The organism is Methylomonas sp. PHL2-19, from assembly GCF_059331595.1.
In genome coordinates, this window is record NZ_CP196839.1 from 1,614,923 (window position 1) to 1,629,074 (window position 14,152).

A 14,152-nucleotide genomic window follows, 5' to 3' on the forward strand; every position below is an offset into this window, starting at 1 on the left:
GGCACGCTCTTCGCTTTAGAAGGGCCATGGACAGAATAATCTATATGAAATCTATCAATTTTGAGTTTCTCAGGCCACAGAATGAGGTTCTAGCCAATTTAGGAGGCTTGGCCGAGGCTGTGCTGCATATCGATCCAGGTAGTGCATTGACGCGATTGAGAAACTTTGCAGAAGAGCTAACTAAAACGATCTACAAGGAAGAACAATTACCGCGATTGCCTCAATCGAGTTTTTATGAGCTGATCAAAAATCCGGTGTTTGAAGATTGCGTCAATAAATCGCTTATTCATCAGATCAATTTTTTGCGCATTCAAGGCAATGATACTGCCCACGGTGCCAAAGGCGAAATTCGCAATGCCCAAAAGGCCCTTGGCACAGCACATCAGCTTGCCATGTATATGGGGATCAAATATTACGGCAAACCCAGAGACAACATTCAGGCATTTCAGGATGTGCAAGACCCCACAGCCACCCTGAATCAGCTGAAAAAGTCCGTTTCCAGCTACGAAAAGGAGTTGCAAAAACAGCAAGACGACCTACAGCGTGTCATGGATGAACTTGAGCGCGAACGTATTAAAAACATTGATCGTCTGGAGGCGCCCGCCAAGCCGGATCAGCAAAAACGTAAACAACAAAGCCAACAGGTAGCCGCCAGTCTCCAATGGAACGAAGACAAAACGCGTGCCTTACTTATCGACGCCATGCTATTGCAAGCCGGATGGAACATTGATAATTCCGACCAGGTTGGACAAGAATTTGAAGTGGTGTACCCCGATAACAAATCGGGTAAAGGTTACGTGGATTATGTGCTTTGGGGCGATAACGGCCAGCCCTTGGCGGTAATCGAAGCGAAAAAATCCGGTCAAACCAACCTACAAGCGGGACGTGAACAAGCAAGGCTGTATGCAGATGCTTTCGAACACATGGGCTATCAGCGTCCGGTCATTTTCTACGGCAATGGTTACGAGACCTTTATCTGGGATGATCACCAGTACAATACTTATCGTCCCGTTTATGGCTTCTATAGCAAAGACAGTTTGGACTATCTGATTTACCAGCGCCATTATCGCGCTGCGGATTTGGAAAAATTCAATCCAGAGCTTAGCATCGCCGATCGTCCGTATCAGATCGAAGCGGTTAAAACAGTCGCAGCACACTTTAAGAATCAACGTCGCAAGGCTTTGATTATCCAGGCAACGGGAACTGGTAAAACCCGCGTAGCTATCGCCTTGGATGAGCTCCTCTTGCGCACAGGTTGGGCTAAGCGCGTATTGTTCTTATGTGATCGTAAAGAACTGCGCATACAAGCCGACGAAGCCTTTAAACAAAACCTTCCCAGCGAACCACGCTGCATTATTGGCGAAACCAACCGTATTGATCAAACTGCCCGCGTTTATATCGCGACTTATCCTGGCATGATGAACCGCTTCACGCAGCTCGATGTAGGTTTTTTTGATCTCATCATTGCAGATGAAAGTCATCGCAGTATTTACAACAAATACAGAGATTTGTTCGATTATTTCGACGCGCTGCAAGTGGGACTCACAGCTACGCCGGTTAAGTTCATCAGCCGCAACACATTTGATATGTTCGACTGTGAAACGACCGATCCAATCCTTTAACCGTGATCGAGCAAATCAGCTACCTGATGTTTGCTCGCATGCTGGACATGCAGGAAGACGTAGCCGAGCGTAAAGCCGCGCGTACAGGCAAAGACTTTGATCGCTTATTCCCCAACACGCCTGAAGGCCAGCTACTGCGCTGGAAGAACTTTAAAAACCTCGGTGGTAAAGAGCTGCATAAACACCTCAAAGCTAATGTTTACCCTTACTTCGCCAAGCTAGGCCAGCACTCCGATGACGAAGATAACTCAAATGAAGGTAGCGCATTGGCAGCGTTGGGGCATATTGGCGAATACATGCAGGATGCCGATCTGGAAATAAAAAACGAGTCTGTGCTTGTTTCTGCTGTCGAAATGGTCGACGGCTTGCCACCGACCGTTGTCATACACCAACCGCTTGACGGTAAATTCGTTATCTAAGACACACACCACAATCGAACCCGCCTGCGGATCTAGAGCCCGATTGATCACCAATATATCGCCGGGCAAGATGCCGGCGTTGATCATCGAATAACCTTGGGCGCGAGCAAAAAACGTCGCCGCTGGATTTTCAATCATCAACTCGTTCAAATCGAGGTCCTTCTCGATATAGTCACTCGCCGGCGACGGAAAACCTGCCGGGATTTTGCTGATAAATAGCGGCAATGCTACGCGCGATAACGGTTCAGCCGGTTTGAACAGCGTGACGCGGCATAGATCTTTCAGCGGGGAAACAACGTTCTGAATAGTGATGGAAAGCGGTGCGACAGGCATAATGGCAAAACACTGAAATCTCGGGGTGAGTAGTCTACCGCTAGATTTTATTTTGTTCTACATTTGTTCTTATATGAGAGTGGGAGAGCAACCCTACATGTGTGGCCGCTATAGTTTGACTGCAAGCGCTGAAGACATCGTTGAGCACTTTCAATTGCTGCGCCCGGTGAAATTTCAACCAAGCTACAACATTGCCCCGAGCCAGAAGATTTTGAACATCGTTGAACTCGATGACGGTTCGCGCAAAGCGGTGAATCTGTTCTGGGGCTTGGTACCGTCCTGGTCTAAAGACAGCAAAAACAGTGCGCACTTGATCAATGCCCGCATGGAAACGATCCGGGAAAAGCCGTCGTTTCGCTCTGCCTTCAAGCATCGACGGTGCCTAATACCCGCAGACGGGTTTTACGAATGGGAACGACGTAACGGCAAACAAGCCTTTCACATTCACCGCGAAGATCGTCAACCCTTCACCTTCGCTGGATTATGGGAGCAATGGCAACATGATACCGAAACCCTGTATTCCTGCACCATCATTACCACCGCCGCCAATGAACTGATGCAACCGATTCATGAGCGCATGCCGGTCATCATTCCAACACAGCATTATCATGACTGGCTCAACAAAACCGCTGATGCGGATGATGTATATGCCTTACTCGATTGCCAAGCCTACACCTACATGACCACAACCCCGGTCAGCGATTGGGTTAACAGCCCAAGGCATGATGATGCCCGGTGTACAGAACCCGCATTGCAATAAAAAACCATGACCCGTGATTCCGGATTGACACATACATTTCTAAAGGAGATTATCCTTCTATTAGTTCTGCGCTGGACGAAATGTCAATTTGAGGATCGGATTTGACGAAGAAATTGATTTGTTGCTTCCTGCTGATACTTTTTCAAACCGCGAAAGCTGCGATTGGCGGCGGCGACAATATTGATTTCGCACCACTCCCCAATGAGTTTTGCAATGCCGATGCCCGACAAAAACAGCATGAATTAATGAGCCAATATCCCAAGGACGAAGGCATCATCAAGCTCTATGCTTCTTTTATTGGGCTCTGCCAATTGGTGGCGGATGGGAATATTTCGGAACATACAGCTAGCATGTTTTGGGCAGAACAGCGTGACAAATTACTTCAAGAACGGCGGGAAATAAAAAAATGAAGAGGGTTGGGCGATCTTGCGTTGAATGGGCAGGTTCGACGCTATCGACCCCTAGCGATCTGTCGAGCTTCTCCAATATAGTCCAGTCAGCCAAATGCAGATTCTGCGACTGGAGGACTATAAAGCAGCCACTGGCGACCTCACCAATTCGGCCAAGACCCGACCTTCGGGCTCACTATCAAATTTTAATAGTTCAGGTAACCGTTGACTTGGCCGAATGTCAGGTATTCGGCAAGCAAATCGACTTTATGACTGCGTCACTCCGGCCATAACCAGTCCATCAAAAATATCAGAGAAATAGCAGGTAAATACTCAATAGTCGTCATTCGTATCAAGCATATCCTATAGAAGATATACATGTACCCATAACTTTAAGGGCATGAATTGCACATGCTATGCTAGATAGCATGGCATTGATTAATCCATTCACCCTTTCGTTCAACGATAAATCCTTAGAGCGGGCATTTCTTGGCGTCACGTTCGAACGGACCCGCCACCAAGGTCGAACTGCCATGATCGTTGGAATGTTCGTCTATTTGTTAAGCGGAATTCTTGATTACTGGTTTGCGCCACCAGAGCTGGTTGATGAAGTCTGGAGGATACGTCTCACGGCACTGTGCGTGCCAACTTTCATAATGACTTTAACATTTACACCTTGGTTTTCCGGGCTATGTCACTTGCTATTAGGTTCCGTGGGTTTTGCTGCCGGTACGGGTTTAGTCTGCATGCAGATGCTGCTGCCTTTTGATAGCTCACCTTATTATTACCCAATGATGGTGTTGGTGACTTTTTATACCTACAACTTCGTCGGCACCCGTTTTGTCTTTGCGCTTGGCGTCGATCTGATACTTTTCGTTGCGTATAACCTGCTATTCGGCAAATTTTTGGGGTACCCGTTACACATACTGGCGAGTCATGATTTTTTTATTGTTTCTGCCAATCTGATCGGTGGTTCAGCCGGTTACCTCGCCGAGCATGGTCGAAGGATTCTATTTTTGCGCGAGCGTGAGTTGGACGATCAGCGTCAGCACCATCTGACACGTTCACTTCACGATGGTTTAACCGGATTGCCGAATCGTGATCTACTTTATGATCGTATTACACAGGCAATGTCTGAAGCGCACCGCAATGGTTCTAAGCATTGTGGCTTTTTTATTGATCTCGATGGTTTCAAGGCAATCAACGACAACCTCTCTCACGAGGTGGGCGATTTTGTGCTGAGAGAGGCGGGGCAGAGGCTTATCTCGGCAGTACGTGGCATCGATACGGTGGCCAGAATCGGCGGCGATGAATTCTTCGTCTTGGCATTAGACATTGATGGTGAAGCGGCGGCATATGGCTTAGCAACAAAGCTTTTGGAACAGTTAGCTCTGCCGATATCGGGAATTCCTGACGAAGTGAATCTGGGAGTCAGCATTGGCATTTGCTTGTTTCCATACGAAGGCATGACCGTCTCTAACATGATTCATCGGGCCGATGAAGCTATGTATCAGGTGAAAAATAATTGCAAAGGCTACTTTAAATTAGCTGGCGGCCTGGAATAAAAATTAATGTATGTGTCGCCTCGGTTAAACACCGGCTTTCTGTCATAGACTCCGTTTCTGGAGTAACCGGATTAAACACAAACGTATCTCACCGGTGAAAAATTACTTGAAAAGCCTTTTTTTAGTGGCAATTGCCGCAAGCCCTAAGTCTTATCCGCAATAAATGCAGCGAATGCCTCTGGAGGCATAGGTCGGGCAAAATGATACCCTTGCACTTCGTCGCACTGGCAACTGCTTAGATACTCAAGCATTTCTTGGTTTTCTACGCCCTCGGCAATCACACGCAGATTCAGGGTATGCGCCATCTGCACAATAGCGCGAACGATAGCTGCATCATTGGGATCAATGGCTATATCACGCACAAAAGACTGGTCAATCTTCAGACGGTCGATCTTAAATTTTTTAAGGTAAGCAAGACTAGAGTAGCCAGTGCCAAAATCATCAATGGCAAGCTTTAGTCCAGTATCCTTTAAGTCTTTTAGCAAAGACAGCATGTAATCCATGTCATGCAGGAGAATCGACTCAGTCAATTCTATTTCGAGATATTGCGGATCTAAGCCGCTATTATCTAATGCACTACGCACCAGGTTTTCGACATTGCCGCGTTTGAACTGAACGGCGGACATATTGACCGCGATCACTATTGGCGGCAAGCCTGCCATTTGCCAAGCGACTGCTTGCCTGCACGCTTCATTCAGCACCCATTCGCCGATCTCGACAATTAAGCCGTTCTGCTCGGCAATACTGATGAATCGCCCAGGTGGAATCAGCCCTTCGAGCGGATGATTCCACCGAACTAAAGCTTCTACTCCCTGTACATTGCCCGTGGCGAGGTCAATCTGCGGCTGATAATGCAGCGTGAATTGCTTGCACTTTACCGCCTCGCGTAGTTCATGGGTGATGCGCATATATTCAAAGCTATCGCTGTTAAGTTGCTCGGTAAAATAGCGATAGGTATTGCGACCGGCGTCTTTTGCTTGATACATGGCCTTGTCCGCTCGCTTCATCAGCGTCTCGAAGTTGGCGCCATCATCAGGGTAGATGGCAATACCGATAGAGCAGGACAACGATAAATTTCGTCCTTCAAGTACAAAAGGCTTGGCGATGTGTTCGAGGATCTTGTCGACCCTAGTACTGATCGAATCGGTATCCGGCATATTGGCCAATGCTATGAAAAACTCGTCTCCGCCGGGGCGGCACAGAGTATCGGTATCGCGTACACATACCTTCAACTGAGAGGTAACGCAACGCAGCAGTTCATCGCCTGCGGTGTGCCCCAATGAGTCGTTTAGCATCTTGAATTGATCGAGATCAAGATTCAACACCGCGACCTTATGATGGGACCGAGCCGCAAAAGCTATCGCATTTTCAAGCCTATCCTTGAACAGCATGCGATTAGGCAGCCCGGTCAATGCATCATGCGAAGACAGATAGCGAATTTGCTCCTCGGCATTTTTGCGTTCGCTGATGTCGCTAAAAATGCCAATGTAGTGGGTAGTTTTGCCCGACAGATCGTTGACTGTCGAAATCGCCAGCCATTCGGGGAAGATTTCACCGTTTTTGCGACGATTCCAAATCTCACCGTGCCAATGGCCGAATGTGTTTATGCTGTCCCACATTGCAGCATAGAAGCTTCGATCGTGGTGACCAGACGACAGTTTTTTGGGCGTCTCGCCCAAGAGCTCTTCACTAGTGTAGCCCACCATTTTGCTGAAGGCTGGATTCACCAACAGGATAACCTTGTTAGGGTCAGTGACCATGATGCCTTCTTCACTGCCCTCGAAAACTTTCTGAAACAAACGTAAAGATTCTAGCGACTTATTCCGATCCAACACGATGCCAATAATTGACGAACCGATTTCAAGCAATTTTTGGTGGAATGGACTTGGTGAGCGATGTTCAAAACTGGACAGTGCGAACGTACCTTTAATCTTTTGCTCGCTGGAATAAATCGGTACCGACCAGCAGGAACAGAGATTGAAGTTGTAGGCCAAATGTCGCAGGTCTTGCCAACGTAAATCGGCGAAGGTATTGCTGACGAACTGCGGCTCTTGCCGATAGATAACATTGCCGCAAGACCCACCACCCGGCCCAGGCCTCAGGCCGTTAAGCTGAGTAACACCTTCAGGCGGAATACTGGGTGCCGCATACACATTTAGAAATTCGTAAGCCTCATCCATCAGCATCACAGAACCGACCGAGTTTGGCAGAAGCTGCTCTTCCAAGCGACAAACCTGATTGATGATTTCCATATGATCGACGCCGAGCGCGACTGACTCGAGAATGGCCTGCTGAAGATGCAGGATCTTTTCCTGTTCCTCGCTAGAAAGTGAGCTGTACTCGACCGTCGGCAGTCCAGTTGAACAACTCAACGTCGCAGTTTTCTCAAGATTTTTCATCTAGTTGAAGCCCAATTTCAAATGTTGATCAAATTATGACGATATACCTCAATGCATCATAAGTTTAGTTCATGACCAATAGAAAATCCCGAAGGCCAAATAATCAATCAAGCTCCGTTTTGCCTACTCGTTGATTGAAATGGTCTCTTTTTCATCCAAGCGACAGTCAGCTGTATAGTACTAACCGATAAGCCAAATTATTACCGCGAAAGGCTGATTTGAGTCGGTTTAACTCAATGACGAACGGCCGCTTTCAGGTTTCGGAATTCAACGACAGCTTTCCGGCGATGAATCTGAAGAGCGGACGGTCCCTAGGCGACTCATTCCGGTCCGTCACGTTTCTCCAAACCGGCCAGTCAGAAATATCTTGATTCTGAGAATTGGAGGGCCACAAAGCAGCCGTTGGTGATCTCATCCAGTCGGCCATCAACAGACGATTAGGAGTTTCTGTAAAATAGCAAATGTGCGCTAAAGCCACCAACCGATAACGTTCGTCATAACCAAGAAATCCTTTATCGGACCAATTTTCGCCCCTGGTTATGGCAATGTTGAGCATAATATCTATCCCCATATTAAACGAGCGAAACTAGCATCGTTATACTCAAAATCAGCGAAATAATAGCGAATACCTTTTTCAAATAATTTACTGGCAGTCTATGGGAGCAGGCAACGCCGCAGGGGGTGACAATAGCGCTAGCGGTAGAGATCGCTAAAAATGCTGGCACATTTATAAACCCAATGACATAGGGGTTGCTTAATGTCTCATACCAGCCGCTAATCATGTAACCAATTGTGCCCGTGACAGCGATAGGTAATCCAATTGCCGCCGAGGAACCAATGGCTTTTTTTATAGCCACATTCCTATATACCAAGTAGCCAATAGTCAGAAAACCTCCACCCACTGCAGCAAGTGTTGATACTGATCCGATACACACTCCAGCCGTAGCTAGTCCGCGGAAGCTCATCGACATTTGACGGGGGTTGGGCTGCCAATTCATAAACATTTGCACCGCTACAATCGCCATAAACAGCGCAAAAAACAGGGCAATATAGGCTGCGCTAAAGTTAGCGGCCAACTGGGTAGTCAGAATAGAACCAAGGATGATTCCTGGAGACATTCCGCGAACGGTCTGCCAGTCAACCGCGTTTCGTGAAACATGTGCGTGGACGCTTGCGGCTGAAGAAATAATCATGCAAGCCAATGACGTTCCCAATGCCACATGAACGACTTTTTCTACGCTAGTACCTTGGTAAAGAAAAATGGATGACAGAAAAGGAACCAGAATTCCGCCGCCACCAAGTCCCAGTAAGCCCGCGATAAAGCCCGCCAAAGCACCCAGCACAAGATACAACAATATCCATTCAACACCCGGCATGATAAACCAACCTATTTATTAGCGTCTTGAAGTAACCAGACGGTCTCCGTTGCTGCAACTTCGCCCTTCAATCCACCTTCAATATTCTTGCTTTCAACAGACTTCAGCCGGTAAGCAGCCTCATAATGTTGCTTTACTTCGTTTTCGGTCACTGAAAACGGAGGCCCATCCATCTGCAGTTGGTCGTATTCATAAGTAATCAGTAACTGCGCTGCCGTGCCACTTATGTTCATCAGATGCGACGTATAGCGCTCCCGTAAGCCGGATGGCAGGGCAACTAAGGCTGCCCTATCGTATATCGCGTTTATTGCACCAAGAAGCTCGGTAGACACGTCGAAAATATCACCGACGAATATGTCTATGTCTTTAGCACTGTATTGGGTCAATTTTCCAGCCTTAAAGGTTTTTGGCTCTAAGCCAAGTTCATTGAACAACTCGCTAACGGCGAGTTTGCTCAATTCCGCGCCAGCCACTCGATAACCTCTGCTAAGCAACCACGCTATATCCCGGGTCTTACCGCACAACGGCAGAAACACGCGACTGCCTTTTTTCAGATGTAATTCTTTAAAATGCGCGACCAGATGTGGGTTTGCCTCGCTTTCATGAAATGCAATCTCACCGCGTTCCCATTTTTGATGCCAGAAACTTGCTTCCATCTCGACTCCTTAAATCATTAGCCTATTAAAATTCAATATTTATTTGGTGTTTCAGTCTTGAAAAACCGTTATTTTCGAGCCTAGGATAAAAGTTCAAGTCAACTTGAGGTCAAGCATTAATTTCAACAGGAAAATGTATGGATATTACTGAGGTTACTAAGGCATCGGGATTACCGGCCTCCACGTTGCGTTTTTATGAAGAGAAAGGATTGATTCGGTCTACAGGGCGGATAGGGTTACGCCGTATATTCAGTGGCGATGTGTTGGAGCGTCTGGCATTAATTGCTTTGGCGCGCGGTGCCGGTTTCTCGCTTGATGAGATCGGCGAGATGTTTACCCCTGAAGGGCCTAACATCGATAGAACGTTGCTTTTGGCCAAGGCGGATGAGTTGGATAGAAAAATTAATGAACTGACGGCTATGCGTGATGGACTTCGCCATGCAGCGGTCTGCAATGCGCCCAGCCATTTTGAGTGTCCAAAATTTCGTCGCCTCCTCCACGTTGCGGGTAAGCATCGGTTCCGGCAGCCAAATAAATTGAAGGACAAAATTTAAGTGATGAGTGCGATTATCTCAGCTCGGCTTTACTGATTGTTTAGGGTATTAACATGTGCCATGTATGATCGCTTCTAAATCGGTGCTTGCTCTCGGATTAGAAAATCGTATACCGAGGTTCTATATCACGTTTTTTTTAATGCTAAATAATTGAGTATCCTATGAAACGAACGGCTTTAATTTTAATTGATGTGCAGCAGGGTTTTGATCACCCGAAATGGGGCATCAGAAATAACCCCGATGCAGAACGGAACATTGCCCGGCTGCTGGCGCGTTGGCGAACGTTGTCGTTACCGATAATCCATATTCAACACCTTTCCGCTACTTCAAATTCGCCGTTAGCGCCGGATCAACCTGGCTGCGATTTCAAACCGGAAGCCAAACCCACGGACGGCGAACCGGTCTTCGGCAAGCAGGTGAATAGTGCTTTCATTGGAACGGGTCTGGATCAGTTTCTTAAAGAACACGGCATACATAACCTTATCATCGCGGGTTTCACCACCGACCATTGCGTCTCCACCACAACCCGCATGGCGGGCAATCTCGGCTATGAAACCATACTTGTGTCCGACGCGACCGCCACTTTTAATCGCCGTGGGCTCGACGGCGTCAATATCTCCGCTGACGCCATCCATAACGTGCATTTGGCCAGCCTTGACGGCGAGTTCTGCAAGGTTAGAGGCACGGACGAAATATTGACCGATTTTACTTAAGCCACGTTAACTTCAGAGAAAGCCCATGAATACCTATCGGTTACATACTGAAATCGAAATAGCTGCCGAGCCGGAACACGTCTGGTCCATTCTTACCGAGTTCCCGGCTTATCCGGAATGGAATCCGTTTATTCTCAACATAGAAGGTGAAGTAAAACTGGATGCGAGGCTTAAAGTGCGGATTCAGCCCAGCAACGGAAAAGCCATGACGTTTCGGCCGCGCGTTTTTGCTGTCGAACCGGGAAAGGAACTACGCTGGCTGGGACATTTCTTGTTTCCCAATCTCTTCGATGGCGAACATCGGTTTGTCATTGAGTCTATCGCAGACGGACGCATCCGCTTTATGCAGAGCGAGCGTTTCAGCGGCTTGCTGGTGCCGTTATTCAAAAAGAGCCTTGAGAAAGATACCAAAATGGGCTTTGAAGCGATGAATCTAGCCATCAAGGCCCGCGCTGAGGCCTGACGATGCAAGTCTTTTGCTTTCTACGGCGTGCATCACAACCCGATAGCCCTGATGCTTGAGCGTAGCCAGGTCAGTTCGAAATTCCGGTCGGCGCCCGCACGCCAGATCGATACGAAGTCGAAGCCGGGTATTGCAAACGGCGGCTCCAAGACAACTAAGTCGGGGGAGATTTTTTCCATATTGATGGCGCGCGCGGCAATGGTTAGCAACAAATCCGTTCCGACCAATAAGTCAGCGGCAACCGTAAAATGCGGCACCAGCACCGCTATGCGGCGTTGCGCTCCGAGCGCGGCCAGAGCCTTATCGACATGGCTATGGTGCATGGCTTGCACAGAAACATGGATATGCGGGGCCTCAAGGTAATGGCTAAGCGATAGGCCGTTTTGCTCCGTTAGATTGCGGCGATCCGTTACCAACACAAAGCGTTCTTGAAAAAGAGTATCGCTTTCCAGTTCCTCCTGCATCATCGGAAACACACCAATTGCACCGTCCAATTCGCTTTCCGCCACTTGTCGCAACATCTCCAATCGCGATGATTGGATCACAACCAGATTAACACCCGGAGCCTCGGCGCGAAGACGCTGCAACAGTCCTGGCAGGACAACTGCAGAGCCATAATCAGACATGCCCAGTCGAAAGGTTCTCTGGCAATTTTCAGGCGAAAACGGCTCTGACATGACGACATTGCGAACATGAGTCAGGGCATCGGCTAACGGCCTTAGCAAGGCTGCTGCTTTAGCCGTTAAGCGCATTTCATTGCCGACCCGCACTAATAATGGATCGCCTATGAGATCACGCAGGCGATTGAGTGCATGGCTAACCGCCGGCTGCGTCATTGCTAATCGAGTTGCCGCGCGCGAGATGTGCCGTTCTTCTAAAAGTGCGTCCAGAACCACCAGCAGGTTCAAATCTATACGCCTCAAGTCATGCACTGTATTCATAAGCTACGTACAATTTCTTCATTTCTATTCATCTTAATAATAACTGAAACTGTACGCCACTGGTTTAGCGGTAACCGTGGTGGTATCGGGCCAGTGTCAGGAGATTAAAATGAGAAATAGTCAAATCTGGTGTATGGCTGATTTGAATCAGGCGGCCATCTGCTGTGTTTCTTCTGTTTTCTCCGGTTCCATAATGACAGCCATGCCGTCCTGAAAACGAATGCCCTCAATCACATCCGGCAATCGTTTAAAGCCGCGTATCTTGCGCCAACTCTTCTCGGCGGTTAACGCCAATTGGAACACCAAGCCCAACAAGGTATTGCGGGACACGCAGTTCTTGGTGCGGGTGGTCCGATGGCGAATCGTCGCAAAGCTGGATTCGATCGGATTTGTCGTCCGAATGTGTATCCAGTGCTCGGCGGGAAAGTCGTAAAAGGCCAATAGCGATTCACGGTCTTTTTCCAACACGCCCACCGCCTTGGGGTACTTGGCTTCAAAGTCACGCAAGAACGTGTCGAAGGCTTGATTGGCCAGGGCTTTGGTTTCCGCCATCCAGATTTCTTTCAGCCCCGCCTTGGCCTTGCCTTGGATTGAATCGGGTAGCGTCGCCAGCACATTCGCCGTCTTATGCACCCAGCAGCGCTGGTGTTGTGTGGTGGGCCAAGCTTCGTTGATGGCTGCCCAGAAACCCAAAGCGCCGTCGCCGGTAGCCAGTTTCGGCGCGTCCTGTAGACCTCGCGTTTGTAAATCCTGCAAAACACTCAGCCACGAGGCTTTCGATTCCCGATAACCGTCCGATAAGGCCAGCAAGCGCTTTTCACCCTGTTCGTTGACTCCGATGATGACCAATAGGCACAGCCGATCATCCTCGCCACGCAGGGTCGAATAGATGCCGTCGGCCCAGACATACACAGTGCGCTCCTTCGATAAATCTCGCCGATTCCAGGCCAGATAATCCTCGGCCCATTGGGCTTTCAGGCGGCTAACCACGGCAGGTGACAAGCCTTTGGCATCGTCACCCAGCAACACCGATAAGGCCGACTGCATGTCGCCGGTGGAAATGCCGCGCAAATACAGCCAGGGTAAGGCCGCTTCCACCCGTTTTGTCTTGCGAACATACGGCGGCACCAGCGACGAGTTGAACTTGATCCTGCCGCCGGAACGGTCTCGAACCTTGGGGATTTTGACCGTCACGTTACCCACGCCCGTCACGATCTCCCGCTCCGGCAAATAGCCATTACGCACCACGGTTTGCCGGCCCCGTAAATCGGTAACCTTGGCGTATTCGCCCAGAAAAGCCTGTAGCTCCGCCTCAACGGCTTGTTGGATCAAGGCTCTAGCACCCGTCTTCAACAAATCCGTCAAAGGATCGTTAATCCCACTGGCATTATTCCAGTCTTTTGCATTATCTTTGTTCATGGCGTCTCTCATTTTGCTGTTATTCGATCTCGACAATCTCATTTCAGCAGAGGGCGCCACCTTTCATCAAGTCGGGCCGTACACCAGATTTAGTTATAACTCGATTAAAATGTCTAATTCAAAATCATGCATCGAATTTCCCAACGGTATCAACGTTGCTCAAATTAGGGTTGCCAGACCCACCAATCAATTGGCTGCCGTTGTACGTTTTTACCGCGACGGTCTGGGTTTGCCGGTGATCGGTTCATTCAAAAACCATTCCGGCTATGACGGCGTCATGCTCGGCTTACCCGGGCGTGACTATCACCTGGAATTTACCCAGCATGCATTCGGAGCTCCATGCTCTATGCCTTCCGCCGAAAACCTTCTGGTGTTATACGTCACCAATGCTGATCAGCGACAAACACTTTTTGAAAATCTTGCCTCAGTCGGTGCTGAAGAAGTGGCGCCGGAAAATCCTTATTGGTTAGATAAAAGCCGAACCTATGCAGATCCGGATGGTTGGCGCGTGGTGATTTGTTCGGTCGTTGGAGTCTGACCGGC

At 48.6% G+C, this 14,152-nt stretch carries 15 protein-coding genes and 1 pseudogene; 9 read left to right on the plus strand and 7 right to left on the minus strand.

From position 1 onward, the window contains the following. Positions 1-44 precede the first annotated feature (44 nt). Together ACR02O_RS07770 and ACR02O_RS07775 are read left to right on the plus strand one after the other, a co-directional pair. Entirely contained in the window at positions 45-1,622 is a 1,578-nt protein-coding gene (locus ACR02O_RS07770; protein WP_494523124.1) for a DEAD/DEAH box helicase family protein, read from the plus strand. Between the two features lie 2 nt (positions 1,623-1,624). Continuing rightward, positions 1,625-2,041, plus strand: a complete 417-nt coding sequence (locus ACR02O_RS07775; RefSeq protein ID WP_494523125.1) for a type I restriction-modification system subunit M N-terminal domain-containing protein — start codon at positions 1,625-1,627, stop codon at positions 2,039-2,041. Positions 2,042-2,050: 9 nt separating this feature from the next. On the opposite strand, the pseudogene ACR02O_RS07780 reads toward ACR02O_RS07775, so the two are convergent. Continuing rightward, positions 2,051-2,374, minus strand: a pseudogene (locus ACR02O_RS07780) (S24 family peptidase); the annotation flags it as partial. Between the two features lie 97 nt (positions 2,375-2,471). Between ACR02O_RS07780 and ACR02O_RS07785 the strand changes: the two are divergent. From ACR02O_RS07785 to ACR02O_RS07795, 3 genes are all read left to right on the plus strand, one after another. Beyond that, positions 2,472-3,134 (plus strand): SOS response-associated peptidase, encoded by a 663-nt coding sequence (locus tag ACR02O_RS07785; RefSeq protein ID WP_494523126.1) that lies wholly within the window; start codon positions 2,472-2,474, stop codon positions 3,132-3,134. Between the two features lie 101 nt (positions 3,135-3,235). Further along, a complete protein-coding gene (locus ACR02O_RS07790) occupies positions 3,236-3,544 on the plus strand; it encodes a hypothetical protein (RefSeq protein WP_494523127.1) in 309 nt (102 codons plus the stop codon). A gap of 407 nt (positions 3,545-3,951) precedes the next feature. Further along, positions 3,952-5,088: a diguanylate cyclase domain-containing protein gene (locus ACR02O_RS07795; protein ID WP_494523128.1), complete on the plus strand. Its 1,137-nt coding sequence runs from the start codon at positions 3,952-3,954 to the stop codon at positions 5,086-5,088. A 143-nt stretch (positions 5,089-5,231) separates the two neighbouring features. Here ACR02O_RS07795 and ACR02O_RS07800 read toward each other — a convergent pair whose 3' ends face one another. The 4 genes from ACR02O_RS07800 to tmpT all read right to left on the minus strand — a co-directional run bounded on the left by ACR02O_RS07800 (position 5,232) and on the right by tmpT (position 9,519). After that, positions 5,232-7,487 (minus strand): bifunctional diguanylate cyclase/phosphodiesterase, encoded by a 2,256-nt coding sequence (locus tag ACR02O_RS07800; protein ID WP_494523129.1) that lies wholly within the window; start codon positions 7,485-7,487, stop codon positions 5,232-5,234. A gap of 253 nt (positions 7,488-7,740) precedes the next feature. Beyond that, complete coding sequence (locus tag ACR02O_RS07805; protein WP_494523130.1) at positions 7,741-8,043, minus strand: hypothetical protein; 303 nt, start codon at positions 8,041-8,043, stop codon at positions 7,741-7,743. 16 nt (positions 8,044-8,059) lie between these two features. Then, complete coding sequence (locus ACR02O_RS07810; protein ID WP_494523131.1) at positions 8,060-8,863, minus strand: sulfite exporter TauE/SafE family protein; 804 nt, start codon at positions 8,861-8,863, stop codon at positions 8,060-8,062. A gap of 11 nt (positions 8,864-8,874) precedes the next feature. Further along, positions 8,875-9,519 carry a thiopurine S-methyltransferase gene (tmpT, locus tag ACR02O_RS07815; protein ID WP_494523132.1) on the minus strand — a complete coding sequence of 215 codons (645 nt, stop codon included), beginning with the start codon at positions 9,517-9,519 and terminating at the stop codon, positions 8,875-8,877. Positions 9,520-9,656: 137 nt separating this feature from the next. On the opposite strand from tmpT, the gene ACR02O_RS07820 reads away from it, so the two are divergent. The 3 genes from ACR02O_RS07820 to ACR02O_RS07830 all read left to right on the plus strand — a co-directional run bounded on the left by ACR02O_RS07820 (position 9,657) and on the right by ACR02O_RS07830 (position 11,249). Further along, positions 9,657-10,073: a helix-turn-helix domain-containing protein gene (locus ACR02O_RS07820; protein ID WP_494523133.1), complete on the plus strand. Its 417-nt coding sequence runs from the start codon at positions 9,657-9,659 to the stop codon at positions 10,071-10,073. A gap of 161 nt (positions 10,074-10,234) precedes the next feature. Continuing rightward, positions 10,235-10,786 carry a cysteine hydrolase family protein gene (locus ACR02O_RS07825; protein WP_494523134.1) on the plus strand — a complete coding sequence of 184 codons (552 nt, stop codon included), beginning with the start codon at positions 10,235-10,237 and terminating at the stop codon, positions 10,784-10,786. 25 nt (positions 10,787-10,811) lie between these two features. Further along, complete coding sequence (locus tag ACR02O_RS07830) at positions 10,812-11,249, plus strand: SRPBCC family protein (RefSeq protein WP_494523135.1); 438 nt, start codon at positions 10,812-10,814, stop codon at positions 11,247-11,249. Positions 11,250-11,281: 32 nt separating this feature from the next. On the opposite strand, the gene ACR02O_RS07835 is transcribed toward ACR02O_RS07830, so the two are convergent. Further along, positions 11,282-12,190: a LysR family transcriptional regulator gene (locus tag ACR02O_RS07835; RefSeq protein WP_494523136.1), complete on the minus strand. Its 909-nt coding sequence runs from the start codon at positions 12,188-12,190 to the stop codon at positions 11,282-11,284. A gap of 147 nt (positions 12,191-12,337) precedes the next feature. Next, positions 12,338-13,609, minus strand: coding sequence for an IS256 family transposase (locus ACR02O_RS07840; RefSeq protein ID WP_494521800.1), 1,272 nt, complete (start codon positions 13,607-13,609; stop codon positions 12,338-12,340). On the opposite strand from ACR02O_RS07840, the gene ACR02O_RS07845 reads away from it, so the two are divergent. Beyond that, positions 13,608-14,147 carry a VOC family protein gene (locus ACR02O_RS07845; RefSeq protein WP_494523137.1) on the plus strand — a complete coding sequence of 180 codons (540 nt, stop codon included), beginning with the start codon at positions 13,608-13,610 and terminating at the stop codon, positions 14,145-14,147. The genes ACR02O_RS07840 and ACR02O_RS07845 overlap by 2 nt on opposite strands. The last annotated feature ends 5 nt before the right edge of the window (positions 14,148-14,152 follow it).

Excerpts from the sequence above, each read along its gene's own strand:
- ACR02O_RS07785 (WP_494523126.1), top strand. The coding sequence starts at position 2,472 with ATGTGTGGCCGCTATAGTTTGACTGCAAGCGCTGAAGACATCGTTGAG.
- ACR02O_RS07825 (WP_494523134.1), top strand. The coding sequence starts at position 10,235 with ATGAAACGAACGGCTTTAATTTTAATTGATGTGCAGCAGGGTTTTGAT.
- ACR02O_RS07840 (WP_494521800.1), bottom strand. The coding sequence starts at position 13,609 with ATGAACAAAGATAATGCAAAAGACTGGAATAATGCCAGTGGGATTAAC.
- ACR02O_RS07810 (WP_494523131.1), bottom strand. The coding sequence starts at position 8,863 with ATGCCGGGTGTTGAATGGATATTGTTGTATCTTGTGCTGGGTGCTTTG.
- ACR02O_RS07805 (WP_494523130.1), bottom strand. The coding sequence starts at position 8,043 with ATGCTCAACATTGCCATAACCAGGGGCGAAAATTGGTCCGATAAAGGA.
- ACR02O_RS07835 (WP_494523136.1), bottom strand. The coding sequence starts at position 12,190 with ATGAATACAGTGCATGACTTGAGGCGTATAGATTTGAACCTGCTGGTG.
- tmpT (WP_494523132.1), bottom strand. The coding sequence starts at position 9,519 with ATGGAAGCAAGTTTCTGGCATCAAAAATGGGAACGCGGTGAGATTGCA.
- ACR02O_RS07800 (WP_494523129.1), bottom strand. The coding sequence starts at position 7,487 with ATGAAAAATCTTGAGAAAACTGCGACGTTGAGTTGTTCAACTGGACTG.
- ACR02O_RS07845 (WP_494523137.1), top strand. The coding sequence starts at position 13,608 with ATGGCGTCTCTCATTTTGCTGTTATTCGATCTCGACAATCTCATTTCA.
- ACR02O_RS07770 (WP_494523124.1), top strand. The coding sequence starts at position 45 with ATGAAATCTATCAATTTTGAGTTTCTCAGGCCACAGAATGAGGTTCTA.
- ACR02O_RS07820 (WP_494523133.1), top strand. The coding sequence starts at position 9,657 with ATGGATATTACTGAGGTTACTAAGGCATCGGGATTACCGGCCTCCACG.
- ACR02O_RS07795 (WP_494523128.1), top strand. The coding sequence starts at position 3,952 with ATGGCATTGATTAATCCATTCACCCTTTCGTTCAACGATAAATCCTTA.
- ACR02O_RS07830 (WP_494523135.1), top strand. The coding sequence starts at position 10,812 with ATGAATACCTATCGGTTACATACTGAAATCGAAATAGCTGCCGAGCCG.